The following is a 24,987-nucleotide window of genomic DNA, read 5'->3' on the forward strand; positions in this document are numbered from 1 at the left end:
TCAGTGCCTCCCTATACCCCGGGGGGGGGTGTCCCGCGGCGTATAGCTCGCCGGGGGCCCGGGTCGCTGAGCCTGTCGAAGCGTCCGCCCCCCACACGTATACTTGTCCCTTGTGCGATCGGCGAATGATCGCACCGAAAGGCTTCAACGACTGTGCAGATCATCGAGTTCGTCCTGCAGGTGCTTCTCGGCATCACGAGTCTCCTGCTGACCCTTCTCATCCTGCTCCACAAGGGGCGCGGCGGCGGCCTGTCCGACATGTTCGGCGGCGGCATGACGTCCGCCCTCGGCTCGTCGGGTCTCGCGGAGCGCAACCTCAACCGCTTCACGGTGATCCTCGCGCTCGTGTGGTTCGCGTCGATCGTGGCTCTCGGCCTCATCACGAAGTTCCAGGCGATCTGATGGCTACCGGAGGCAACGCGATCCGCGGCACCCGCGTCGGTGCCGGACCCATGGGCGAGCAGGACCACGGCTTCCACGCCGAGCGTGTGGCCGTCTCGTACTGGGACGCCCTGGGCAACGAGACCGTCCGCTACTTCGCTGCCGGGATCCCCGAAGAGGAGATCCCGGACACGATCGACTCGCCGCACTCGGGCCTTCCGGCTGGGCGCGACAAGGAGAACCCGCCGGCACTCGCCAAGACGGAGCCCTACAAGACGCACCTCGCGTACGTGAAGGAGCGCCGGACCGAGGAAGAGGCCGAGCAGCTGCTCGACGACGCGCTGCAGCAGCTGCGCGAGCGTCGCGGCCAGGACTGAGCCTGTCGAAGTCTGAGCCTGTCGAAGTCTGAGCCTGTCGAAGGTCTGAGGGCCAGACGTAGACGAAGAGTGGATGCCGGACGGCATCCACTCTTCGTCTTTCAGTACTCCCGATCGATGAGCTCCGGCGGCACCTGCGCGGCGGCGGCCTCGTCGACGAAGAAGATCGTGCGCTTGCGGCCCTTCGCGCCCGCCGCGGGGACGCTCGCGTAGCTCGCACCAGCGAGGGCGAGGCCGAGCGCCGACGCCTTGTCGGGGCCCGCGAGCACCATCCACACGCGCTTCGAGCTGTTGATCACCGGGCGGGTCATCGTGACGCGCTCCGGCGGGGGCTTGGGGGAGTCGCGCACGGCGACGACCGACCGGTCCGTGATCTGGATCTCTTCACGGTCGGGGAACAGCGACGCGATGTGCCCGTCGGGGCCGACGCCGAGGAAGCAGACGTCGAACGACGGCCACGGTCCCTCGGCGCCCGGGAAGCCGGCGAGCTCCTGCGCGTAGGCGGCGGCTGCGGCATCGAGATCGGCGCCGTCGTCGCTCGCGAGCGTCGCATGGATGTTGCCGGCCGGGATGTCGATGCCGTCCAGCATCGCGTCGAGCGCCTGACGGTCGTTGCGCTCGGCGTCGCCGCGAGGCAGCCACCGTTCGTCGCTCCACCAGAAGTGCACACGCGACCAGTCGATGCGCTCAGCGCGGGGGCTGCGTGCGGCCGCGGCCAGCACGCGCGACCCCATCGACCCGCCCGTGAGCGAGATGTGTGCGAGCTTGCCCTCGTCGAGGCGCTTGGCGACGCGGCTCAGGAACCGAGCGGCGACCGAATCGGCCAGAGTCGCAGGATCCGGTGCGATGACGACACGCTTCTCGGCCCAGCCTTCAACCATGTCGATTCACCCGTGCCCCCCGACCCTGCGCCACGATCATCGGTTCTGCGTCTCCTTCGTCGCCGGCGGGTCGAGCAGCTCCCAGCCCTCGGTGATGACTCGACCATACAGGACGTCCGGATCGAGCCTGCGGAGCTCCTCGGCCAGGCATTCGCGCAGCGTGCGCCGCGGGAAAGCCAGCTCGTGGCTGGGCTGGCCGGGCTGCGTGAGGATCGCCGCACCCGGGGTCGGGCGCTCCAGCAGAACCTCGCCGCTTGGGCGGACCAGCGCCACCGACTTGATGCCGTGCGGCCACTCCTCGGCGTCGAGATACGCCCAGTCGACGGGCACGTCGAGCGTCAGGCGCAGCCACGCCGCGAGCAGCGCAGTGGAGGGCGAGTCGGCGGCGCCGCGCACGCGGACACCCACGATCGGCTCGTACGGCGGCTGGTCGAGGATCGCGGCCAGCTGCTCGCGCCAACGCGTCAGCCGCGTCCACGCCAGGTCGGTGTCGCCCGGCGCGTACTGGGCGCCGAGGCCGGCGACCCACGCCGACGGGTCGGACTGCGCGGCGGCATCGGTGATCCGTCGCTGTGCGATGCGGCCGATCGACGTCTTCGAGATGTGCTCCGGCGTGCGGTTCGGCCACCACACCACGACCGGCGCGTCGGGCAGCAGCAGCCCGGTGACGAGGCTCTCGAGATTGGAGCGGCCGGCGTCGCCGAAGGCGCGCAGCGTGACGACCTCGCTCGCGCCGGCGTCGCCGCCCACGCGGATCTGCGCGTCCAGGCGCGAGCCCTCGTCGTAGCTGTCGGGCAGCAGCAGCACGATGACACGCATCGGATGCTCGCGCGAGGCGTCGTTCGCGGCCTCGATGACCTCTTCGACAGCGCCTTCGCGCGTGAGGATGATGAGCGTCAGCACACGGCCGAGCGCGACCGCGCCGCCCTCCTCGCGCACGTTGACCAGCGCACGCGAGATCTTGCTGACGGTGGTGTCGGGAAGATCGACGATCACGGGCGCCTCCAGCTCCGTCCGTCGCGGGCGAGCATCTCGTCCGCGGATGCCGGGCCCCACGACCCGGGCGAGTACTGTTCGAGCGGGCCGCCCTGGGCGTCCCAGAACTGCTCGATCGGGTCGAGGATGCGCCACGACAGCTCCACCTCCTCGTGCCGCGGGAACAGCGGCGGGTCGCCGAGCAGCACGTCGAGGATGAGGCGCTCGTACGCCTCGGGGCTGGCCTCGGTGAACGCGTGGCCGTAGCCGAAGTCCATCGTGACGTCGCGCACCTGGGCACCGGCGCCGGGCACCTTCGATCCGAAGCGGATCGTGACGCCCTCGTCGGGCTGCACGCGGATCACGAGGGCGTTCTGGCCCTGACCCGAGGTCTGCCCCTGGCGGAACAGCATCTCGGGCGCCCGCTTGAACACGACCGCGATCTCGGTGACACGACGGCCGAGCCGCTTGCCGGTGCGCAGGTAGAACGGCACGCCCGCCCAGCGGCGCGTGTTGATCTCCAGCGTGACGGCGGCGTACGTCTCGGTCGTCGACTGCGGGTTCATCCCGTCCTCTTCGAGGAAGCCGAGAACCTTCTCGCCGCCCTGCCAGCCGCCCGCGTACTGCCCGCGCGCGGTGGAGCGCTCGAGGTCGTCGGGGAGGGTGACGGCGGCGAGCACCTTCTCCTTCTCTGCGCGCAGGTCCTTCGCGTCGAACGAGATGGGCTCCTCCATCGCGGTGAGCGCGAGGAGCTGCAGCAGGTGGTTCTGGATGACGTCGCGCGCAGCGCCGACGCCGTCGTAGTAGCCGGCACGGCCGCCGACGCCGATGTCCTCGGCCATCGTGATCTGCACGTGGTCGACGTAGTTGCGGTTCCAGATCGGCTCGTACAGCTCGTTCGCGAAGCGCAGCGCCAGGATGTTCTGGACCGTCTCCTTGCCGAGGTAGTGGTCGATGCGGAAGATCGAGTCCGTCGGGAACGTCGAGCGCAGCACGTCGTTGAGGGCGCGCGCCGACTCGAGGTCGTGCCCGAAGGGCTTCTCGATGACGACGCGGCGCCAGCGGTCGGGCTGATCCGCGGTGTCGTCGACGAGGCCCGAAGACTTCAGCTGCTCCGCGACCACCGCGAAGTCCTTCGGCGGGATCGACAGGTAGAACGCGTGGTTGCCCATCGTGCCGCGCTCGGTGTCGAGGCGGTCGACCGTCTCGCGCAGGCGCCGGAAGGCATCGGGGTCGCCGAACTCGCCCGACACGAACCGGATGCCCTGCAGCAGCTGCTGCCAGGTCTCGTCGCGGAACTCGGTGCGCGCGTGCTGACGCACCGCGTCGTACACGACCTTCGCGAAGTCCTGGTCCTCCCAGTCGCGACGTGCGAACCCGACGAGGGCGAACCCCGGGGGAAGCAGGCCGCGATTGGCGAGGTCGTAGACGGCGGGCATGAGCTTCTTGCGGGAGAGGTCTCCCGTGACACCGAAGATGACGAGGGCGCTCGGGCCGGCGATGCGGTTGAGGCGACGGTCTTCGGGGTCGCGCAGCGGGTTGTGCCCGCGCGTGATCTCGACGGTCATGAGGGGGCTTGAACTCCTACTGGGCCGCTTCGAAGAGCGACAGCACTTCGATCTGCGGGTCGGTCAGGGTGAGGGTCACGACGGGACGGCCGTGGCCGTCGGCGAGCACGGCCGCATCCCCGGCGGCCTGCGCCTGGATCAGCTGACCGAAGGTGAACGGACGCTCCGGGATCTCGAGGTCGACGTCGGTCTGCTCGAGGATCTGCAGGAACACGCCGTTCGCCGGGCCGCCCTTGTGGTACTGGCCGGTCGAGTGCAGGAACCGGGGGCCCCAGCCGAACGTGGCCGGCCGGCCGGAGTCGGCGGCGACCAGTTCGCGCAGGCCTTCGAGCTGCGGCAGCTCCAGCCGGTTCACGTACGCCTGGATGGCGACGTAGCCGTCCTCGGGGAGCCGCGCCCACAGTGCATCGAGCACACCGGCGACGGTTCCGGATGCCGCCAGCGCGGGGTCCGAGACCCGCACCTCGACGCCCTCCACGGCGAACGCCGGGGGAGTGGGCGCGGGACGCGCGTCGAGCAGGCCCCGTGCGGCCACCTTGGCGGACTCGACGTCGGGCTGGTCGAACGGGTTGATGCCCAGCATCCGTCCCACGATCGCCGTCGCGTACTCCCACACCACGAACTGCGCGCCGAGAGATCCGCTCACGAGGATCTCGCCCTCGTGGTGCTCGAACAGGTGGAACTGCTTCGCCTCGTCGACGAACCGGACGATCTGCAGATCGGCCGGCTTCGCGTCCACCTCGGGCGAGACCGGCAGCAGGACGACCGGAAGAATGCCGGTGCCCCCCTTGCCCGTCGACTCGGCGACGAGCTGCTCGATCCAGTCCGGAAGGCCCACGATGTGGGTCCCGTCGGTGATGAGGCCCAGCTTGTCGCGCCGCGGCTCGCCACCGGCGATCGCCGCGGCCAGCACGAGCGCGGGGTTGTCGGGGCTGTCGATCGCGAGCTCCAGGAGCGACGCCTCGGCCTCGTCGAGCAGCTCCGAGATGTCGGCGCCGGCGAGGCCGGCCGGGACGAGCCCGAACGCGGTGAGCGCCGAGTACCGGCCGCCGACAGTGGGGTCGGCGTTGAAGACCGTGTAGCCGTCGGCGCGGGCCGATTGGTCCAGCGGCGACCCGGGGTCGGTGACGACCACGATGCGCTCGGCGGGGTCGATCCCCAGGTCGCGGAACGCGGCCTCGAACGCGCGCATTGCCGAGTCCGTCTCGACGGTGGATCCCGACTTCGACGACACCACGAGCACGGTCCGGGTGAGGTCGCCGCTCTCGGCGTCGCCGTCGATCGCGGCGAGCACCTGGCCCGGCGCGGTCGAATCGAGGATCACGAGCGGCACGCCGGCCGTCTGCGCGATGACCTCGGGCGCGAGCGAGGAGCCGCCCATGCCCGCGAGCACGACGCGCGTGATGTTCTGCGAGCGCAGGCGCTCGCGCAGCGCGAGGATCTCGGGCACGAGCGGACGCGAGACGCTGACCGCCTCGACCCATCCGAGACGCTGGGATGCCTCCGACTCGGCATCGGGCCCCCACAGCGACGCATCGCCGGCGGTGATGCCCGAGGCGACGAGGCTCGCGACGAGCCCCGGCAGCGTCTCCTCGACGACGGACTTGACGTGTCCGCTGAGGTGGATCTCGAAGCTCATCGTGCGGCCTGGACGGCGTCCTCGAGCGCCGTCTTGACGGTGCCCTGCAAGTCGTGCCACGAGGCGATGAACTTCGACACGCCCTCGTCCTCGAGCACCTGGGTGACGTCGGCGAAGTCGACGCCGACGGCGGCGAGGCGGTCGAACACCTCGTGGGCGGCGGCGTACGTGCCGGTCACGGCGTCGCCGGCCACCTGGCCGTGGTCGAAGGTCGCCTCGAGCGTCTTCTCGGGCATCGTGTTGACGGTGCCGGGGGCGACGAGCTCGGTGACGTACAGCGTGTCGGGGAGGTTCGGGTCCTTGACGCCGGTGGAGGCCCACAGCGGGCGCTGCACGTGCGCGCCGGCATTCGTGAGCGCCGTGGCGCGGTCGGTCGCGAACTGCTGCTCGAACAGCTCGTAGGCGAGGCGCGCGTTCGCGACACCGGCGAGCGACTTCAGCGCCTCGGCCTCGTCGGTGCCGATCGCGACGAGGCGCTTGTCGACCTCGGTGTCGACGCGCGACACGAAGAACGACGCGACCGAGTGGATCTTCGAGACGTCGTGGCCGTTCGCCTGCGCCTGCTCGAGGCCGGCAAGGAATGCCTCGATGACCTCGGCGTAGCGCTCCAGGCTGAAGATCAGCGTGACGTTCACCGAGATGCCCTCGGCGAGCACCGCGGTGATCGCGGGCAGGCCCGCCTTCGTCGCCGGGATCTTGATGTGCACGTTGGGGCGGTCGACCTTGGCCCACAGCTCCTTGGCCTGCGCGATGGTCGCGTCGGTGTCGTGGGCGAGGTCGGGGGAGACCTCGATCGACACACGGCCGTCGATGCCGTCGGTGGCCTCGTACACGGGGCGGAAGATGTCGGCGGCATCCCGCACGTCATCCGTCGTCGCCGCGAAGATCGCGTCGTCGACCGAAGCGCCGGCGGCCGCCAGCTCGGCGAGCTGCGCGGCGTACGAGTGGCCGCCGCCGCCGATCGCGCCCTGGAAGATCGTCGGGTTCGTCGTGACGCCGGAGACGTTGCGCGTCGAGATGAGCTCGGTCAGGTTGCCCGACGTGATGCGCTCGCGCGACAGGTCGTCCAGCCAGATGCTGACGCCCGCGGCGACCAGCTTCTCGGTGGGGGTGCTCATGCTGCGTTCTCCTCGTGTTACTCGGCCGACGCGGCCGCGAGGGTCTCGCGGGCGGCTTCGACGACGTGGTCGGCGGTGATGCCGAACTTCTGGAACAGGGTCTTGTAGTCGGCGGATGCGCCGAAGTGGTCGATCGCGACGGAGCGGCCGGCGTCGCCGACGATGCCGCGCCACGACAGCGCGGAGCCGGCCTCGACCGACACGCGCGCCTTGACGGCGGCGGGCAGCACCTTCTCGCGGTACGCCTCGTCCTGCTCGGCGAACCACTCCAGCGACGGCGCCGACACGACGCGGGCGTTCACGCCCTCGGCGGCGAGCGTCTCGCGCGCCGAGACGGCGAGCTGCACCTCGGAGCCGGTGGCGATGAGGATCACGTCGGGCGTGCCGCCCGGCGCCTCGGCGAGGATGTACGCGCCCTTGGCGACGCCGTCCGTCGACGCGAACACGTCGCCCTCGGCCTCGCCCTCGCCGCGCGCGAACACCGGGATGTTCTGGCGGGTCAGCGCGATTCCCGACGGACCGCCCTGGCGGCGGACGATCTCCAGCCACGCGGCCGAGGTCTCGTTCGCGTCGGCGGGACGCACGAGGGTGAAGTTCGGGATGGCGCGCAGCGTCGCGATCTGCTCGACCGGCTGGTGCGTCGGGCCGTCCTCGCCGAGCGCGACGGAGTCGTGCGTCCACACGAAGATCGACGGGATGTCCATGAGCGCGGCCAGGCGCACCGACGGGCGCATGTAGTCGCTGAAGATCAGGAACGTGCCGCCGAACGGACGCGTCGGTCCGTGCAGCTTGATGCCGTTGACGATCGCGCCCATGGCGTGCTCGCGGATGCCGAAGTGCAGCACGCGGCCGTACGGGTCGCCCGACCACTCGTGGGTGGACCACTCCGCCGGGATGAACGACTTGGCGTCCTTGATGGTGGTGAGGTTCGACTCGGCGAGGTCGGCAGAGCCGCCCCACAGCTCCGGCAGCTCGGCGGCCAGCGCGTTGATGACGATCCCCGATGCGGCGCGCGTGGAGACGTCCTTGCCGGCCTCGAACGAGGGGAGGGCGGATGCCACGTCCGCCGGCAGCTCGCCGGCCTCGAGCCGGTCGAACAGCGCCTTGCGCTCGGGGTTGGCCGCGGCCCATGCGTCGAACGACTCCTGCCAGACGGCGCGCTCCTCGGCGGCGCGGTCCTTCAGCGAACGCGTGTGGGCGATGACGTCGTCGGCGACCACGAAGGACTGCTCGGGGTCGAAGCCCAGCACCTTCTTCGTCGCGGCGAGCTCGTCGGCGCCGAGCGCGGAGCCGTGGATCTTGCCGGTGTTCTGCTTGCCGGGCGAGGGCCAGCCGATGATGGTGCGGAGGATGATGAGCGACGGCTTGGCCGTCTCGCCCTTCGCGGCCTCGAGGGCGGAGTGCAGCTCGGCGACGTCCTCGACGTACTGGCCGGTCTTCTTCCAGTCGACGACCTGCACGTGCCAGCCGTAGGACTCGTAGCGCTTGGCGACGTCCTCGGTGAAGGCGACGTTGGTGTCGTCCTCGATCGAGATCTGGTTCGAGTCGTAGATCGCGATGAGGTTGCCGAGGGCCTGGTGACCCGCGAGCGAGGACGCCTCGGAGGTGACGCCCTCCTGCAGGTCGCCGTCACCGGCGATGACGTACACGAAGTGGTCGAACGGGGACGTGCCCGCGGCGGCGTCCGGGTCGAACAGGCCGCGCTCGTAGCGGGCAGCGTACGCGAAGCCGACGGACGAGGCGAGGCCCTGGCCCAGCGGGCCGGTGGTGATCTCGACGCCCTTGGTGTGGCCGTACTCGGGGTGGCCCGGCGTGAGCGAGCCCCACGTGCGCAGCGCCTTCAGGTCGTCGAGCTCGAGCCCGAAGCCGCCGAGGTACAGCTGCACGTACTGGGTCAGCGACGAGTGCCCGGCCGACAGGATGAACCGGTCGCGGCCCACCCAGTGGGTGTCGGCGGGGTCGTGGCGGAGCACGCGCTGGTAGAGGAGGTATGCCGCGGGGGCCAGGCTCATCGCCGTCCCCGGGTGGCCGTTTCCGACCTTCTCCACGGCGTCTGCCGCGAGCACGCGGGCAGTGTCCACCGCGCGCCGATCGATCTCATCCCAACGCAGTTCCGACACCCAGGCGCCTTTCTCGAGGAGGTGCGCCCGGCAGATGGCCGATTTCGCGGCCCTTGTCCGGAGGGAGAAGGGGAAATCGGCGGCGGGCGCGCGTGTGTTCAGCATAGCGAAGCGGTATGCCGCCCAGGCCATGCGAGCCGTCAATGTGACAGAGTCTTGCGAACGCGATGGCCCGCCCGGTCACCGGCGGGTGACGCGTTCGTCACGATCCGCTCACTCCGTCGTCCGCTTCGTTGTGATCGGTAACAGCGTCGGCCGCGCCCTCCCGGGGGGAGGGCGGCGGTGACCCTATGCCCTAGACTTGTGGGGATTCTGCAGGCGGCGATAGCGGGGGCCATGGACATCACGAAGACGGCCGGGAGCGAGGCATCCGTCGTCGACGCACCCCGCCGGACTCGCCAGGGAATCGGCCGCACGGTCAAGGCGTATGTCGCCCTGATGAAGCCGCGCGTCCTCGAGCTGCTGCTGGTGACCACCGTGCCGGTGATGATCCTGGCGCAGGGCGGGTTCCCGAGCCTGTGGCTCATCATCGCGACCGTCATCGGCGGCACGGCGAGCGCGGGCTCCGCCGCGGCGTTCAACATGTACCTCGATCGCGACATCGATGCGCACATGCAGCGCACGGTGAACCGCCCGCTCGTGACGGGCGAGGTGTCGCCGCGGGGCGCGCTGATCTTCGCGTGGTCGCTCGCGGTGTTCTCGACCGTATGGCTGTGGCTCACCACGAACTGGCTCGCCGCGACGCTGTCGGCGGTCGCCATCTTCTTCTACGTCGTGATCTACACGATGATCCTCAAGCGCCGCACCGAGCAGAACATCGTGTGGGGCGGCATCGCCGGCTGCTTCCCGGTGCTCATCGGCTGGACGGCCGTGACCGGCTCGCTCGCGTGGCCGCCGGTCATCCTGTTCACCCTCGTCTTCCTGTGGACGCCGCCGCACTACTGGCCGCTGTCGATGAAGTACAAGGACCAGTACGAGAACGTCGACGTGCCGATGCTCGGCGCGACGCGCGAGGGCTCGCAGGTCGGTCTGCAGGTCATCCTCTACGCGTGGGCGACCGTCGTCTGCTCGCTGCTGCTCATCCCGGTCGCCGACATGGGTCTCGTCTACACCGTCTCGTCGGTGGTGTTCGGCGGCTGGTTCATCTACGAATCGCACGTGCTCTACAACCGCGCCGTGCGCGGCACCGAGCCGCGGCCGATGCGCGTGTTCCACGCCTCGATCACGTACCTCACGCTGCTGTTCGTCGCGATCGCGATCGATCCGCTGCTGCCGTTCTGATCCTGAGCCCCTGTCGATTCCGGCAGGGGCTCGTTCGTCGGTCAGGTGAGGGGCACAATGCCTCTCGACGACGAAGGAGCACACGATGGCGCAGTACATGATCCTGATCTACGGCGATGAGGCCCGGTGGGAGGCGCTCACCGCCGACGAGCTGCGGGCGATCGATGAGGGGCATCGCGCCTTCCGCGCCGAGGCCGGTCCGGCGATCCTCGCCTCCGGCGAGCTCGAGTCCAGCCGCACCGCCACGACGCTGCGGGCAGGGGGCGATCGCCCGCTCGTCACCGACGGCCCGTTCCTGGAGACGAAAGAGGTGCTCGGCGGCTTCTACCTCGTGGACGTGCCCGACCTCGACGCGGCGCTGCGGCTGGCGGGGCTCCTGCAGGAGGTCTCGGACGACCACAGCGGCGTGCAGGTCCATCCGCTCGTCGACCACAGCTGACGAATGGATGCCGTCACGCCGCCGTCCGCCGCGGGCGACGTCGACACCGCCCTCACTCGTGCGCACCGCGCCGAGTGGGCGGCGGTCGTCGCGTCGACCGCGCGTCTGACGGGCGACCTCGACCTGGCGGAGGAGTGCGCGCAGGAGGCGTTCGCGCGGGCCGTCGAGGTGTGGCCGGTGCGCGGCATCCCGGATCGTCCCGGCGCGTGGCTGACGACGGTCGCCGCGAACCGCGCCCGTGACGAGCTGCGGCGGCGGACGGCGCTGCGGCGGCGTCTGCCGCTGCTCGTGCGCGAGGACCCGCCGGACGACGACGCGTGCTGGCACGCGGACGACCGGCTGCGCCTCGTCTTCACGTGCTGCCACCCCGCCCTCTCGCGAGAGGCACAGGTCGGGCTGACCCTGCGCCTCGTGTGCGGCGTTTCCACCGGCGACGTCGCGGCCGTGCTGCTCGTGAGCGAGCCCACGATGGCCGCCCGCATCACGCGCGCCAAGCGCAAGATCGCCGTCGCCCGCATCCCGTTCCGCGTGCCCGACGCGGCCGAGCTGCCCGCGCGCATCGATGTCGTGTGCGACGTGCTGTACCTCGTCTTCACGGTCGGGCACGCGCCGCCCTCGGGAGAGGCGCGCGTGCGCGCGGACCTCGTCGACGAGGCGATCGCGCTCACCCGGATGCTGCACGGGATGCTGCCGAAGAGCCGCGCCGTGACCGGGCTGCTCGCGCTCATGCTGCTGATCGACGCCCGCCGCGGCACCCGTGACGAGCTCCTGCCCGACCAGGACCGGTCGCGGTGGGACCGTGCGCTCATCGACGAAGGCCTGGCGCTGCTGGCCGCCGCCACGACAGGCGCAGCGGACCGGTACGCGATCTCGGCCGCGATCGCCGCCGCGCACGCGCAGGCGCCCACGTGGCGCGGCACGGACTGGGCGCGCATCGTCGAGCTGTACGGCCTGCTCGGCCTCGCGTGGCCGAGTCCGGTCGTGACGCTCAACCGCGCGGTCGCCCTCGGCATGCGCGACGGACCGGCCGCCGGTCTCGCCGCGGTGGACGCCGTGTCGGCCGACCCCGCCCTCAGCCGCTACCCGTACCTTCCTGCGGCCCGTGCGGCGTTCCTCGGCGAGCTCGGCCGCTGGGACGAGGCGGCCGACGCGTACGCGGCCGCCGCGGTCCTCGCCGGCAGCACCGCCGAGCGCGAGCGGCTGCGCGGACAGACGGCCGACGCGCGGCTGCGCGCGGCTGTGGATAACTCCGAAGGCGGGGAGGCGGGTCCCGTTACGGTGGACGGGTGATCCTGCGCGCGACGACGGCTGCCCTCGGGCTCGCGGCGGCAGCGGTGATGCTCAGTGGATGCCTCGCCGCCGCGCCCGAGCCCACGCCCACGTCGACCGCGGCGTTCGCGAGCGAGGACGAAGCGTTCGCGGCGGCGGAGGAGACGTACCGGGCTTACGTGGATGCGATCAACGCTCGTCGCGCAGACGCAGAATCTATGCCCGAACCGCAGTCGTTCTTGACCGGTGAGGCGCTGACCGCGGATATACGATCGCAGCAGGAGGCTGGTCGTCTGGGCATACGGCTCGAGGGAACTTCCACGATCGTGTCAGTAGTCGACGTTTCGGCTGACTCGGTCAAGGGTGACGTCGTCATCCGTGCTTGTTACGACTCCTCCAGTACTCGTGTCCTGAATGAGGCTGGCGAGGACGTCACCGTTCCGGATCGTGATCCGACCGTTCTAACCGAAGTACACCTCACCGACAGTGGCGAGCAACTGTTGATCGAGACCTTGCTCGGAGTGACGAGCGACGAGTGTTGACGAAGTTGCTGGCCGCCACAGCAGTCGCCTTCATGCTGGCGCAGCCGGGGGTCACTTCAGGCGACGCAACTCGGTGCACCGAGTGGGAGATCGCTGCTGGAACCTGCCCTTCGAAGAGCGTCAACGGGGGCGATCACGTCGATGTCAGCCTGGAACGCGAGTACGGCGGGGTGAACGGAACTAGGAGCCCGGGCTCGGATGGCATCCACACTCCCGTAACTTGGTACGCCCCCGACCCCGGCCGCACGTGTGACACGCCCGACGAGGTCTGTCTCGGCAAGCCAGCTCCGGCCGAGCCTGTCGACGCGGGCTTTCCCGCGGTGACGCTTGCCGACCTCGTGTCGTTCCGGCCGGCGATGCCGCAGTTGGCGGGGGAGCCGGCGGGGTTCGGCGTCGTGCGGATGCCGACGAACTTCGTGGCGGCGGCATCCCCTCAGGACATCCCGGGGGTGCTGCTCGGCTACCCGGTGACGGTCAGGTTCGTCCCGGTCGCCTTCATCTTCGACTACGGCGACGGGCAGACGCTGCGCGCCCCGACGGGCGGTGTCGCGTGGTCGGCGTCCGGGAGTCCGCAGTTCACGCCCACCGACACGAGTCACGTGTATCAGGACCGCGGCACGTACGCGTCGCGCGTGACGACGGAGTACTCCGCGGCAGTCGACTTCGGCGCGGGCTGGCGTCCGGTAGACGGTGTGGTCACCGCCCGGACCGGGGACTACCCCGTGCAGGTCGTCGAGGTGCGCACGGCGCTCGTCGAGCACACGTGCACCGAGGACCCGCACGGCCCGGGCTGCTGAGCGGGACGACGCAGCCGGGAACGACGAAGCCGCAGGGCGGGGCTCGAAAGCTCCCGGCCCTGCGGCCCCTTGTCTGAAGGTCAGCGCGTGGCGGTCGCCTCGGAGTCCTTCTCGACGACGGGCTCGGCCGCGACGACGGGCTCCGCCTCCACGACGGGCTCCGCCGCGACGACGGGCTCCGCGTCCACGACGGGCTCGGCCGCGACCTCGTCGGCCTCGGCCTTCCAGTCGATGGGCTCGACGACCTCGACGGCCGGCACCGGGCGCAGCGTCGCGAGGGCGGCCACGGTGAGCGTGAGCAGGATGCCGACGATGCCGGCGGCGAGCAGGATGGCGGCGGTGATCGCGACGACCTGGCCGACGTAGACGTCGACGGCGGTCGCAGAGTTGTCCGTGAGCACCGCGGTCAGCGACTCCACCTTGGACGTGAGCAGGAAGGCGCCTGCGGCCGCCGTGCCCAGGGACACGACGAGAAGGCCCCAGAACGGGATGCTGCGGGCGAGACGGGGACGGGTGGACATGTGTCGATCACTCCTCGAAGGCGCGACCCGGGTGGTCGCGGCATCCACCATGACAGCAGAGTCCGTGGGGCCGCAATGCGAACCCTATGCGTTCCCTGTGCGCAGGAGCGGTGCGGGGCTCAGGCGTCGGTGGCGACCGGGCGCTTGACGTGCATCACCACAGCCGTCATCACGGCGACCGCGATCGCCGCGAGCACCATGTGCACGCCGACCGCGAGCGGAGGCAGGTCGTTGCGCGCCTGGTACAGGCCGACGCCGATCTGCACGAGCTCGACGGCGAGGAGCGCGATCGCCCAGGACCGGAACCGCGTGGAGCCGACCACCGACGCCCCGATCACCAGCACGAGGGTGAGCGCGAACATCGCGTACGCGGGCCACGAGTGGATGTGCTCGAGCAGCGTGGCGTCGAAGCCGTTGCGCAGCGTCACCTCGGGGTCGCCCGAGTGCGGGCCGGCGCCGGTCGTGAGCACGCCGATGAGGACGGTGACCGCGAGCACGAACGAGGTGATGTGGGTCACGATCGCCAGCCATCGCGGCACCGCGCGCTCTCGCGGGCCGACGGGCTGACCCATGCGCGCGACGAACGCGGCCGAGACGCCCACGAGCACCAGCGACACGATGTAGTGGAACGACACCAGGTTCGGGTGCAGATCGAAGATGACCAGGATGCCGCCGACCGCGGCCTGCAGCAGCACGCCGCCGAAGATGATCCAGGCCATGGTCCACAGGTCGCGGCGCTGGCGGCGGATCTGCGACACGAAGACGATGACGGCGACCGCGGCGAGCCCCACGAAGAACGACAGCCCGCGGTTCCCGAACTCGATGAGGCTGTGGTAGCTCTGCTCCGCCGTAGGGAACAGCGAGTCGGGCGTGCACAGCGGCCACTCGCATCCCAGTCCCGAATCCGTCAGGCGCACTGCGCCGCCGGTTCCCACGATGGCGATCTCGAGCACGAGTGAGATCCAGGCGGCGACGCGCACCCGCGCGTCGACCCGATCGGGCAGCCACTGCCGGAATCGCTGCCACAGTCCGGGTGCTGCGGTGGTCGGCTGGTCCGCGGACATACTGATGATCGCCTCCTGGCAGAGGCTCCGGACGCCGCGTGTGACGGACGACGCGCGTCCGCTCCGGGGTGGAACCTGTAGAATCGAGGGGTCGGTCGCAAACGCCTTGGGCGCAGCGCACCACCGACAGTCTAGGCGCGATCTCTGCGCCGCTTTGAGAGGGTCCGACGAGCGGCATCCACCCCAGGTAACTCCACCGGGGGAACCGGAATGCCGGGGCGGATGACACCGCAGGACCCGGAGGAGAACGTGACGATGACTGATGTGCTGATCGATCGCCCCGAGCTGGAAGGCCTGGGTGTCTACGAGTTCGGCTGGCATGACCCCGACGCCGCCGGAGCGAGCGCCAAGCGAGGCCTGAGCGAAGCCGTCGTGCGCGACATCTCGGCGCTCAAGTCCGAGCCCGAATGGATGCTGAAGACCCGTCTCAAGGGTCACCAACTCTTCGGGCGCAAGCCGATGCCGACGTGGGGCGCCGATCTCAGCGAGATCGACTTCGACAACATCAAGTACTTCGTGCGCTCGACCGAGAAGCAGGCGCAGTCGTGGGAGGACCTCCCCGAAGACATCCGCAACACGTACGAGAAGCTCGGCATCCCGGAGGCCGAGCGGGCGCGCCTGGTCGCCGGCGTCGCCGCGCAGTACGAGTCCGAAGTGGTCTATCACCAGATCAACGAGGAGCTCGAGAAGCAGGGTGTCATCTTCATGGACACCGACACCGCGCTGCGCGAGCACCCGGAGTTCTTCGAGGAGTACTTCGGCACCGTGATCCCCGCGGGCGACAACAAGTTCGCGGCGCTGAACACCGCGGTCTGGTCGGGCGGCTCGTTCGTCTACGTGCCCCCGGGCGTCCACGTCGAGATCCCGCTGCAGGCCTACTTCCGCATCAACACGGAGAACATGGGCCAGTTCGAGCGGACGCTCATCATCGCCGACGAGGGCTCGTACGTGCACTACATCGAGGGCTGCACGGCCCCGATCTACAAGTCCGACTCGCTGCACTCGGCCGTCGTCGAGATCATCGTGAAGAAGAACGCGCGCGTGCGCTACACGACGATCCAGAACTGGTCGAACAACGTCTACAACCTGGTCACCAAGCGCGCCGTGGCGCACGAGGGCGCGACCATGGAGTGGATCGACGGCAACATCGGCTCCAAGGTCACGATGAAGTACCCGTCGATCTTCCTGATGGGCGAGCACGCCAAGGGCGAGACCCTGTCGGTCGCGTTCGCCGGGCCCGGCCAGCACCAGGACGCCGGCGCCAAGATGATCCACATGGCGCCGTACACGCAGTCCTCGATCGTCTCGAAGTCGATCGCCCGCGGCGGCGGCCGCGCCGGCTACCGCGGCGAGGTCCGCGTCGATGCGAACGCGCACCACTCGGCGAACACCGTCCGCTGCGACGCGCTGCTGGTCGACACGATCTCGCGCTCCGACACGTACCCGGCGATCGACATCCGCGTCGACGACGTCCAGCTCGGCCACGAGGCCACGGTCTCGAAGGTCAGTGAAGAGCAGCTGTTCTACCTGATGAGCCGCGGCATGCCCGAAGAGGAGGCCATGGCCATGATCGTGCGCGGCTTCATCGAGCCGATCGCCCGCGAGCTGCCCATGGAGTACGCGCTCGAACTCAACAAGCTCATCGAGATGGGCATGGAAGGATCCGTCGGCTAGATGAGCCCCACGACTGAGGCCCCCACCATTCCCGGCGCGAAGGGCCACACCGATGGCGCCGGTGCGTTCGTACCGGTTCAGACTCGCTCCGAGCGTTTCCGTTCGACCGATCCCGCCGCCTTCGAGGCCCCCACGGGTCGCGAGGTCAACTGGAAGCACACCCCGATCCAGCGCCTGCAGCGCCTGTTCGCGGACGCCGCCGGTGACGCCGGCGCCGTCTCGCTGAGCGTCGGCGGCCCCGTCGCCGCCGCCGGCCTCGCGGTCGGCCAGGCGCCGCGCGGCGAGTTCTTCGTCCCCGAGGACGTCCCTGCCGCTGTGGCGTGGACCCGCTCCGCCGAGGCGCTGTACGTGTCGATCCCTGCCGAGGCCGAGCTCGACGAGCCCGTCGTGATCGAGGCGACCGGCGGGGGAGCCGACCTCGTGGGTCACTCCCACGTCGTGGTCGAGGCATCCCGTCACAGCCGTGCCACCGTCGTCCTGCGTCACGAGGGCAGCGCCCAGTTCGCGCAGAACGTCGAGATCATCGTCCGCGAGGGCGCCCACCTCGAACTCGTGACCGTGCAGCGCTGGGACGACGACGCGGTGCACGCGGCATCCCACCAGGCCCGCGTCGATCGCGACGCGACCCTGCGCCACGTCGTCGTCAGCTTCGGCGGCGGTGTCGTGCGGGTCAACCCGAGCGTCGAGCTCGCGGGCGCCGGCTCGCGCGCCGAGCTGTACGGCCTCAGCTACTCCGACTCGGGGCAGCACCTGGAGAGCCAGGTGTACCTGCACCACAAGGGCGCCGAGACGACCGGCGACGTGCTGTACAAGAGCGCCCTGCAGGGCGCGGCGGCGCGCACGGTGTGGATCGGCGACGTGCTGATCGGACCGGATGCCGTCGCGACCGACTCGTACGAGGCGAACCGCAACCTGGTGCTGACCGAAGGCGCGCGTGCCGAGTCGATCCCGAACCTCGAGATCGAGACGGGCGACATCCGCGGTGCCGGCCACGCCAGCGCCACCGGGCGCTTCGACGACGAGCAGCTGTTCTACCTGCAGGCGCGCGGCATCCCGGAGGCGGAGGCCCGGCGACTGGTCGTGCTCGGCTTCCTCGCCGAGATCGTGCAGAAGATCGGCGTCGCCGACCTCGAGGCCGAGCTGTTCGCGGCCATCGAGGAAGAGCTCGCCAAGGAGGACCTGGCATGAGTGCTCAGCGCGCCTGCGCCCTCAGCGACCTCGTGCAGGACGAGGCCCGCCGCGTCGAGATCGACGGCGTGCCGATGGCGGTCGTGCTCGACTCCAACGGCGAGGTCCACGCGATCGGCGACACCTGCACCCACGGCGACATCTCGCTGTCGGAGGGTTTCGTCGACGGCGACTCGCTCGAATGCTGGGCGCACGGCTCGGCGTTCTCGCTGCGCACCGGCAAGCCCCTCAATCTCCCCGCGTACGAGCCGGTCCCGGTGTTCGCGGTCACGGTCGACGGAGATGACGTGCTCATCGACCCGTCCGTCAAGCTCGAAGTGAACTGAAGAAGGTAACGAAGAATGTCTGTCCTCGAGATCCGCGACCTCCACGTGACGGTCGAGACGGATGCCGGCACCACGCCCATCCTCAACGGCCTGTCGCTCACGATCCGCACCGGCGAGACCCACGCCATCATGGGCCCCAACGGCTCGGGCAAGTCGACGCTGGCGTACACGATCGCCGGCCACCCCAAGTACAACGTCACGAGCGGTGAGATCACCCTCGACGGCGAGGACGTCCTCGCGATGACGGTCGACGAGCGTGCGCGCGCCGGGCTCTTCCTGGCCATGCAGTACCCGGTCGAGATCCCGGGCGTCACCGTCACGAACTTCCTGCGCACCGCGAAGACCGCGATCGACGGCGAGGCGCCCTCGATCCGCACGTGGACGAAGGACGTCAAGGCGTCGATGAAGAACCTGCGCATGGACCCGAAGTTCGCGCAGCGCAACGTCAACGAAGGCTTCTCGGGCGGCGAGAAGAAGCGCCACGAGATCCTCCAGCTGGAGCTGCTGAAGCCGCAGATCGCCGTGCTGGACGAGACCGACTCGGGCCTCGACGTCGATGCGCTGAAGATCGTGTCGGAGGGCGTCAACCGCGCCAAGGCCGAGACCGATCTGGGTGTGCTGCTCATCACGCACTACACGCGCATCCTCCGGTACATCCACCCCGACTTCGTGCACGTCATGGTCAAGGGCCGCATCGTCGAGGAGGGCGGCCCCGAGCTCGCCGAGCGCCTTGAGGACGAGGGCTACGACCGTTTCCTGCCCGAGGGCGAGGAAGAGACGGCCGAAGCCCCCGTGGGCAGCGAAGCGTAGGATCGTTCCCATGACCGCTACTCTCACGCCCGAGAAGTACGACGAGGTCACCGAAGCGCTCAAGGACGTCATGGATCCCGAGCTCGGGATCAACGTCGTCGACCTCGGCCTCATCTACGACCTCGCGTGGGATGACGAGAACGACGCACTGGTCATCCACATGACTCTGACGTCGGCCGGCTGCCCGCTCACCGACGTGCTCGAAGAGCAGACGGCGCAGGCGCTGGACGACATCGTGGAGCGGTTCCGCATCAACTGGGTGTGGATGCCGCCGTGGGGTCCCGAGCGGATCACCGACGACGGCCGCGACATGATGCGGGCGCTCGGCTTCGCGATCTGACGCCTTCCGGACGCCTCGCGTCCGCTGACGCGTCCTCGCCGGCGTGTGCCACACTCGGCACATGTCGGGGAACAAGAGACGTGTCGTTTCCGCGGTCGGCGTCGCCGTCCTGATCCTGTCTGCCGCGACCGGCTGCACGTTCGCCGACGCCGCTACCGAGGCCACGCCCGCGCCCGCCGCCACGGTCGATCCGGATCCCGGCGCGGATGCCCTCGCGACCGTGACGCGCGCCCAGGTGGAGGCGGCGGTCGACGATCTGCCCGACGCCGTCCGGTCGGCGATGGATGCCTCGGGCACGCCGGGGATCGCGGTCGGCGTGGTCTACCAGGGCGAGGTGCTGTACGCCGACGGCTTCGGTGTGCGGGATCTCGACAGCGGCGAGCCCGTCGACGCCGACACGGTGTTCGCCCTCGCGTCGGTCTCGAAGTCGATCGGCGCGAGTGTCGTGGCACGCGCCGTCGACGAGGGCTACGTGACGTGGGACACGCCGGTCGCCGACCACCTGGCCGGCTTCACCCTGGCCGATCCGTACGTCGGCGCCCACGTGACGATCGCCGACATGTACGCGCATCGATCGGGGCTCTACAAGCACGCCGGTGACGAGCTGGAGGAGATCGGGTACGACCGTGCGACGATCCTCGAGCGGCTGAGCCTCATCCCGCTCGCGCCGTGGCGCTCGACCTACGCGTACGGCAACTTCGACATCACCGCTGCGGGTGAGGCCGTCGCGAGCGCGGCCGGTGAGGGCTGGGCCGACCTCTCAGAGCGCCTCCTCTACGCGCCGCTCGGCATGACCTCGACGAGCTCGCGGTACGCGGACCTGGAGTCGCGCGAGAACCGCGCCATGGGGCACATGAAACAGGACGGCGAGTGGATCGTGACACCCGATCAGCGCCAGCCCGACCAGCAGTCCCCGGCCGGCGGGGTGAGCTCGAACGTCACCGACCTGACGACGTGGCTGTCGATGCTGCTCGCGAGCGGCGAGCACGACGGCGAGCCTTTCATCGAGGCGGCGTCCCTCGTACCCGCCATGTCGCCGCAGATCGTCGGGTCGCCGCCCAGCTCGTTCGGGTCGCGCGCCGGGTACTACGGCTACGGCTTCAACGTGGGCACGACGGCGGGCGGTCTCGTCGACGTCAACCATTCGGGCGCCTTCCTCCTCGGCGCCGGCACGGTGTTCAAGCTGCTGCCGCGCGAGGGCCTGGGCATCGTCGTGCTGTCGAACGCGTCGGCCAACGGCGTGCCCGAGGGCATCGCGGCGCGATTCCTCGACATCGCGCAGTACGGATCGGAGCGCCGCGACTGGCTGCCGCTGTTCATGGGCGTCTTCGAGGGGGAGTCCGAACCCATCGGGTCGCTCGTCGGCGCGAATCCTCCTTCCGATGCCGAGCCCGCCCAGGCGCTCGACACGTACGCGGGGACGTATGCGAACGACTACTTCGGCCCGGCCACGGTCGCCGTGGTCGACGGCGGGCTGGAACTCTCGCTCGGTCCGACCGGACGCTGGCCGCTGGAGCATTGGGAGGGCGACGAGTTCGTCTTCCGGCCGTTCAGCGAGAACGCGCCGCCGGGATCGATCTCGAACGCGACGTTCGACGGCGACACCCTCGTGCTCGAGTACTTCGACCAGCACGACCTGGGCACCTTCACACGGTGACTCACTCGGCGCCGCCGGGCCGCCGGCTCGATAGTCTCGAAAGGTGAGCGTCACCCCCCTGCAAGCCCTGCCCATCGACGAGCTGCGCCAGCGTTCGAGCACGAAGTGGCGCAAGTACGGAGCGGACGTGCTGCCGTTCTTCGTCGCGGAGACGGACTACGCGCTCGCGCCGGCGATCACCCGCGTACTCACGCGTGCGGTGGAGCTCGGCGACACCGGCTACACGCCGCCGGACCCGGGTGTGCGTGAGGCGTTCGTCGGCTTCGCCGACCGTCGGTGGGGATGGAACGTCGACCCCTCGCACGTGTACTGGACGGGTGACGTCATGATGGGCGTCGTCGAGATCCTGCGCCTGGTCATCGAGCCGGGCGATCGCGTGGTCGTCATGCCCCCGGTGTATCCGCCGTTCTACGACACGGTCGAAGAGGCGCGCGGGGTCGTCGAGCGCGTTCCGCTCACCCAGAGCGACTCCGGCTGGGAGATCGATCTCGCCGGGGTGGAGGCATCCCTCGCCGCCGGTGCACGCGCCGTGCTGCTGTGCAACCCGCACAACCCGACCGGCACGGTGCACTCCGCTGCCGGCCTCGCTGCCCTCGCCGACCTCGCCGAGCGCTTCGGCGTGCCGGTCATCAGCGACGAGATCCACGGGCCGCTGACCTATCCCGACAAGCCGTTCACGCCCTTCCTCTCCGTCTCCGAGTCGGCGCGGCGGATCGGCTACGCCGTCACGAGCGCGAGCAAGACGTACAACCTCGCGGGTCTGAAGTGCGCGGTCATGGTGGCCGGTGGCGACGAGCAGGCGAAGAGGCTGCGCGCCCTGCCGTGGGAGGTCGAGTGGCGCACCGGACTGTTCGGGGCGCTGTCCAACGTGGCCGCCTACTCCGCCGAGAGCGACGAGTGGCTGGAGAGCCTGCTCGCCGCCCTCGACGCCAACCGGCGCCTGCTGGCGGAGCTGCTCGCCGAGTCGCTCCCCGAGGCCCGTTACCTGCCCCCGGACGCCGGGTTCCTGGCGTGGGTGGACCTGTCCGCGTACGGCTGGGGCGACAACCCCGCAGTGAAGGTGCTGCGCGAGGCCAAGGTCGCCCTGCACCACGGCCCGCTGTTCGGCGGCGAAGGCAAGGGATACGTCCGCATCAACTTCGGGTGCGCGCCGGAGCTCCTGCGCGAGGCGGTGGAGCGCATCGCGGCGCTGGTGCGCTCGTGAGCGAGGCAACCACCGGCGGTATCTGGCATTCGCGCTACGTCTGGGTGACGATCGGCGCGGTCGCGCTGATCTTCCTCGCCGCGATGCAGTCGCTCGCGGTCACCACGGTGATGCCCGTCGTGAGCGCAGATCTGGACGGCGACCGCCTGTACGCGGTCGCGTTCGCGGGCACGCTGGCCACGAGCGTCATCGGCATGGTCGTCGTCGGCGCCTGGTGCGACCGCGGCGGCGTGCTGGCACCCCTCACGACCGCGGTGGCGCTGTTCGTCGTCGGCCTCGTGATCGCCGGTGTCGCGCTCACGATGCCGGTGCTCGTCGCGGGTCGGCTCGTGCAGGGTCTCGGCACCGGCGGGCAGACCGTGGCGCTGTACGTCGTGGTTGCGCGGGTGTACCCGGGCATCCTGCACGGTCGTGTGTTCGCCGCGTTCTCGGCAGCGTGGGTCGTGCCCTCGCTCATCGGCCCCTTCCTGGCGGGCGCGGTGACCGAGTTCCTGCACTGGCGGTGGGTGTTCCTCGGCGTCGCGGGACTCACGGTGATCGCGTTCGCGATGGTCGTCGCACGCCTGTACGGGCTTCCGCTGCATACCGACGAGCCGGCCACCGGGCGCATCGCGCCGCGCGTGGCGTGCGCCGTCGCTGTCGCCGCAGGGGCGCTGGGGCTGAGCCTGGCCGGAGAGCTCGGCGCCTGGTCGTGGGTGGCGGTGGCGGCATCCATTCTCGTGATCGGGCTGGCGGCGCGGCCGCTGCTGCCCCGCGGCACGCTACGGGCCGCACGCGGACTGCCGAGCGTCGTGCTCATGCGCGGGCTCATCGCCGGAGCGCTGTTCGGCGCCGAGATCTACGTGCCGTACCTGCTGATCGACGACTACGACTTCTCGCCGACGTTCGCCGGGCTCGGGCTCACCGCCGCCGCCCTGGCATGGGCGGCGGCCGCCGACGTGCAGGGACGATTCGGCGACCGCATCGGAAATACCAGGATCACCCTCATCGGCACGGCGCTGCTCGTCGCCGCGCTCGGCTTCGCGCTGCTGACGGCGCTGCTGGGGCTGCACCCGGCCGTGCTGATCGCAGGATGGGGCCTTGCGGGCGGTGGCATGGGCCTCATGTACCCGCGGCTCACGGTGCTGACGCTCGCGTATTCGACGCCGCAGAACCAGGGATTCAACTCTTCAGCGCTGTCGATCTCGGACTCGGTGGGGTCCGCGTCGGCGATCGCCGTCGCGGGGCTCGTCTTCACGGCGCTGGCGGGGACGGGCGCCGGCTTCCCGGCCGTGTTCGCCATCACCGCCGTGCTGGCGCTCGCGGCGCTCGTTCCCGGCCTGCGGCTCGGGCATGCGCATGAGACGGTCAAGGTCGGCTGAAGCGCCCGACCGGGTCAGAGCTCGGGCCACCAGGAGGCGTCCGTCCAGAGCGCGAGTTCGCGCTCCAGGGCCGCGCCGATGCGGAACACCGCCGCGTCGTCGTACGTGCGCCCCACGAGCTGCACTCCCGTGGGCAGACCGTTCGGCGCCATCCCGGACGGCACGGCGAGCACGGGCACGCGGCCGATCACGTTGAACGGGAGCGTCATCAGCTGCGAGAACACGTCGCGGCTGTCGGTGCAGTCGGCGTCGGCGGCGAATCCCGTCGTGGCGACGGTCGGGCACAGCAGGGCGTTGTGATCCGCCATGAGCTCGCCGAACGGGCGGTAGAAGGCGGCTTCGGCGACGAGCCCCTCCACGTACGAACCCGCCTCGGCTGCCGACCGTGCGAACGCGCGCGTGTAGGGCATGAGCAGCTCGGTCCGAGCGGGATCGCCGTGGGCGATGTCTTCGATGAACGGACCCATGATGGCGCCGAAGTGCGGCCACGCGGTGCGCTGGACGAGCTCCGGGCCCCACGGCAGCGAGACCTCGTTCACGGTGGCGCCCGCATCGGCCAGCGCGGCGGCGACCTCGCGGGTGTTCCGCTCCACCGCGCGGTCGACCTCGTAGCCGCCGAGGTCGACGCACAGCGCGATGCGCAGGCCGGCCAGCGAGCCGGGCTCGGCCGAGAGTGCCGGATACGTCGGCAGGGCCGCCTGGTCACCTGCCCACGGCCCCGCCATGACGTTCTGCAGTCGGGCGACGTCGGCGACACTGCGGCCCATCGGGCCGTCGGCGCAGTACGTGTCCGAGTTGAAGGGGGCGAGGCCGGGCACGCGGCCGAACGGCGGTTTGAAGCCGACGACACCGCAGAACGCCGAGGGGATGCGGATCGAGCCGCCGATGTCGGAGCCGGTGGCGAGCACGGTGGACCCGGCGGCGAGCGCCGCACCGGCGCCGCCTGATGACCCGCCCGGGCTGAGCTGCCGGTTGAACGGGTTTCGCGTGACGCCCCACAGGGCCGAGTGCGTGACCGGCGCGCAGGAGTACTCCGGCGTCGAGGTGCGCCCGTGGATCACCGCGCCTGCGGCCCGGACCCGTTCCACGACCGGGTGGGTCTCGTGGGCGATCGTGCCCTGCTCCAGCAGGCTGCCCTCTTCGATGCGGCGGCCGGCCACGGGCTGCTCCTCCTTGAGCATGAGCGGGATGCCTTCCAACGGCCGCACCCGCTCGCCGCGCGCGAACCGTCGCTCGGACTCCGCAGCCGCCGCGCGGGCCTCGTCGACCCACTGCTCGGTGACAGCGTTCACCTCCGGCTCGGTCGCGGCCGTGCGGGCGAGCACCGCATCGAGGAGTTCGAGGGGAGACAGCTCGCGGCTTCGGAACAGCGTGGTCGCCTCCGCGGCGGTCAGTCGGAACAGCTCCATCGGTCGACACTCCTTCGTCCGTACAATGTACGGACGATACTGTGGC

The 24,987-nt window shown here is 70.3% G+C and carries 24 protein-coding genes; 15 read left to right on the plus strand and 9 right to left on the minus strand.

All coding sequences use genetic code 11. From position 1 onward, the window contains the following. Positions 1-153: 153 nt before the first annotated feature. Both secG and ACFWJ8_RS19055 read left to right on the plus strand, forming a co-directional pair. Complete coding sequence (gene secG, locus ACFWJ8_RS19050; protein ID WP_378814506.1) at positions 154-402, plus strand: preprotein translocase subunit SecG; 249 nt, start codon at positions 154-156, stop codon at positions 400-402. After that, positions 402-758 (plus strand): RNA polymerase-binding protein RbpA, encoded by a 357-nt coding sequence (locus tag ACFWJ8_RS19055; protein ID WP_141893555.1) that lies wholly within the window; start codon positions 402-404, stop codon positions 756-758. Before secG ends, ACFWJ8_RS19055 begins: the two co-directional genes overlap by 1 nt. Positions 759-859: 101 nt before the next feature. On the opposite strand, the gene pgl is transcribed toward ACFWJ8_RS19055, so the two are convergent. Genes pgl through tkt form a run of 6 tightly spaced genes read right to left on the minus strand, consistent with a single transcriptional unit; the run spans position 860 to position 9,059 of the window. Then, positions 860-1,639 carry a 6-phosphogluconolactonase gene (pgl, locus tag ACFWJ8_RS19060; RefSeq protein ID WP_378814508.1) on the minus strand — a complete coding sequence of 260 codons (780 nt, stop codon included), beginning with the start codon at positions 1,637-1,639 and terminating at the stop codon, positions 860-862. 36 nt (positions 1,640-1,675) lie between these two features. Continuing rightward, the gene (locus ACFWJ8_RS19065) at positions 1,676-2,635 is read right to left on the minus strand and encodes a glucose-6-phosphate dehydrogenase assembly protein OpcA (RefSeq protein ID WP_378814510.1); all 960 of its coding nucleotides are present in this window, start codon (positions 2,633-2,635) and stop codon (positions 1,676-1,678) included. Then, the gene (gene zwf, locus ACFWJ8_RS19070) at positions 2,632-4,182 is read right to left on the minus strand and encodes a glucose-6-phosphate dehydrogenase (protein ID WP_378814512.1); all 1,551 of its coding nucleotides are present in this window, start codon (positions 4,180-4,182) and stop codon (positions 2,632-2,634) included. Before zwf ends, ACFWJ8_RS19065 begins: the two co-directional genes overlap by 4 nt. Before the next feature lie 16 nt (positions 4,183-4,198). Beyond that, positions 4,199-5,821: a glucose-6-phosphate isomerase gene (locus ACFWJ8_RS19075; RefSeq protein WP_378814514.1), complete on the minus strand. Its 1,623-nt coding sequence runs from the start codon at positions 5,819-5,821 to the stop codon at positions 4,199-4,201. After that, positions 5,818-6,939: a transaldolase gene (tal, locus tag ACFWJ8_RS19080; RefSeq protein WP_378814516.1), complete on the minus strand. Its 1,122-nt coding sequence runs from the start codon at positions 6,937-6,939 to the stop codon at positions 5,818-5,820. The genes ACFWJ8_RS19075 and tal overlap by 4 nt, the downstream gene beginning before the upstream one ends. Before the next feature lie 17 nt (positions 6,940-6,956). Next, a complete protein-coding gene (tkt, locus tag ACFWJ8_RS19085) occupies positions 6,957-9,059 on the minus strand; it encodes a transketolase (RefSeq protein ID WP_378814518.1) in 2,103 nt (700 codons plus the stop codon). A gap of 336 nt (positions 9,060-9,395) precedes the next feature. On the opposite strand from tkt, the gene ACFWJ8_RS19090 reads away from it, so the two are divergent. From ACFWJ8_RS19090 to ACFWJ8_RS19110, 5 genes are all read left to right on the plus strand, one after another. Beyond that, positions 9,396-10,340, plus strand: a complete 945-nt coding sequence (locus ACFWJ8_RS19090; RefSeq protein WP_378814520.1) for a heme o synthase — start codon at positions 9,396-9,398, stop codon at positions 10,338-10,340. An 85-nt stretch (positions 10,341-10,425) separates the two neighbouring features. Continuing rightward, complete coding sequence (locus ACFWJ8_RS19095) at positions 10,426-10,779, plus strand: YciI family protein (RefSeq protein WP_378814522.1); 354 nt, start codon at positions 10,426-10,428, stop codon at positions 10,777-10,779. Between the two features lie 3 nt (positions 10,780-10,782). After that, positions 10,783-12,069, plus strand: coding sequence for an RNA polymerase sigma factor (locus ACFWJ8_RS19100; RefSeq protein WP_378814524.1), 1,287 nt, complete (start codon positions 10,783-10,785; stop codon positions 12,067-12,069). Then, the gene (locus tag ACFWJ8_RS19105) at positions 12,066-12,590 is read left to right on the plus strand and encodes a hypothetical protein (protein ID WP_378814526.1); all 525 of its coding nucleotides are present in this window, start codon (positions 12,066-12,068) and stop codon (positions 12,588-12,590) included. Before ACFWJ8_RS19100 ends, ACFWJ8_RS19105 begins: the two co-directional genes overlap by 4 nt. Before the next feature lie 320 nt (positions 12,591-12,910). Continuing rightward, a complete protein-coding gene (locus ACFWJ8_RS19110; protein WP_378814528.1) occupies positions 12,911-13,387 on the plus strand; it encodes a hypothetical protein in 477 nt (158 codons plus the stop codon). An 80-nt stretch (positions 13,388-13,467) separates the two neighbouring features. On the opposite strand, the gene ACFWJ8_RS19115 is transcribed toward ACFWJ8_RS19110, so the two are convergent. Both ACFWJ8_RS19115 and ACFWJ8_RS19120 read right to left on the minus strand, forming a co-directional pair. Beyond that, entirely contained in the window at positions 13,468-13,908 is a 441-nt protein-coding gene (locus ACFWJ8_RS19115) for a dinucleotide-utilizing enzyme (RefSeq protein ID WP_378814530.1), read from the minus strand. Positions 13,909-14,027: 119 nt separating this feature from the next. Next, positions 14,028-14,972, minus strand: a complete 945-nt coding sequence (locus ACFWJ8_RS19120) for a heme A synthase (protein WP_378814532.1) — start codon at positions 14,970-14,972, stop codon at positions 14,028-14,030. A 255-nt stretch (positions 14,973-15,227) separates the two neighbouring features. Here ACFWJ8_RS19120 and sufB point away from each other — a divergent pair, with 255 nt between their 5' ends. From sufB to ACFWJ8_RS19160, 8 genes are all read left to right on the plus strand, one after another. Further along, a complete protein-coding gene (sufB, locus tag ACFWJ8_RS19125; RefSeq protein WP_378814534.1) occupies positions 15,228-16,646 on the plus strand; it encodes a Fe-S cluster assembly protein SufB in 1,419 nt (472 codons plus the stop codon). Continuing rightward, positions 16,647-17,834: a Fe-S cluster assembly protein SufD gene (gene sufD, locus ACFWJ8_RS19130; RefSeq protein WP_378814536.1), complete on the plus strand. Its 1,188-nt coding sequence runs from the start codon at positions 16,647-16,649 to the stop codon at positions 17,832-17,834. Next, a complete protein-coding gene (locus tag ACFWJ8_RS19135; RefSeq protein WP_378814538.1) occupies positions 17,831-18,160 on the plus strand; it encodes a non-heme iron oxygenase ferredoxin subunit in 330 nt (109 codons plus the stop codon). The genes sufD and ACFWJ8_RS19135 overlap by 4 nt, the downstream gene beginning before the upstream one ends. 15 nt (positions 18,161-18,175) lie before the next feature. Beyond that, positions 18,176-18,970, plus strand: a complete 795-nt coding sequence (gene sufC, locus ACFWJ8_RS19140; RefSeq protein ID WP_378814539.1) for a Fe-S cluster assembly ATPase SufC — start codon at positions 18,176-18,178, stop codon at positions 18,968-18,970. Positions 18,971-18,980: 10 nt separating this feature from the next. Then, complete coding sequence (locus ACFWJ8_RS19145) at positions 18,981-19,310, plus strand: metal-sulfur cluster assembly factor (RefSeq protein ID WP_045298811.1); 330 nt, start codon at positions 18,981-18,983, stop codon at positions 19,308-19,310. Between the two features lie 61 nt (positions 19,311-19,371). Further along, the gene (locus ACFWJ8_RS19150) at positions 19,372-20,967 is read left to right on the plus strand and encodes a serine hydrolase (protein ID WP_378814541.1); all 1,596 of its coding nucleotides are present in this window, start codon (positions 19,372-19,374) and stop codon (positions 20,965-20,967) included. 43 nt (positions 20,968-21,010) lie between these two features. After that, a complete protein-coding gene (locus ACFWJ8_RS19155; RefSeq protein ID WP_378814543.1) occupies positions 21,011-22,171 on the plus strand; it encodes a MalY/PatB family protein in 1,161 nt (386 codons plus the stop codon). Beyond that, the gene (locus ACFWJ8_RS19160; protein ID WP_378814545.1) at positions 22,168-23,532 is read left to right on the plus strand and encodes an MFS transporter; all 1,365 of its coding nucleotides are present in this window, start codon (positions 22,168-22,170) and stop codon (positions 23,530-23,532) included. Before ACFWJ8_RS19155 ends, ACFWJ8_RS19160 begins: the two co-directional genes overlap by 4 nt. A 14-nt stretch (positions 23,533-23,546) precedes the next feature. On the opposite strand, the gene ACFWJ8_RS19165 is transcribed toward ACFWJ8_RS19160, so the two are convergent. Continuing rightward, complete coding sequence (locus tag ACFWJ8_RS19165) at positions 23,547-24,941, minus strand: amidase (RefSeq protein WP_378814547.1); 1,395 nt, start codon at positions 24,939-24,941, stop codon at positions 23,547-23,549. Positions 24,942-24,987: the final 46 nt, after the last annotated feature.

This window comes from Microbacterium sp. NPDC058389, from assembly GCF_042722305.1.
GTDB lineage: Bacteria > Actinomycetota > Actinomycetes > Actinomycetales > Microbacteriaceae > Microbacterium.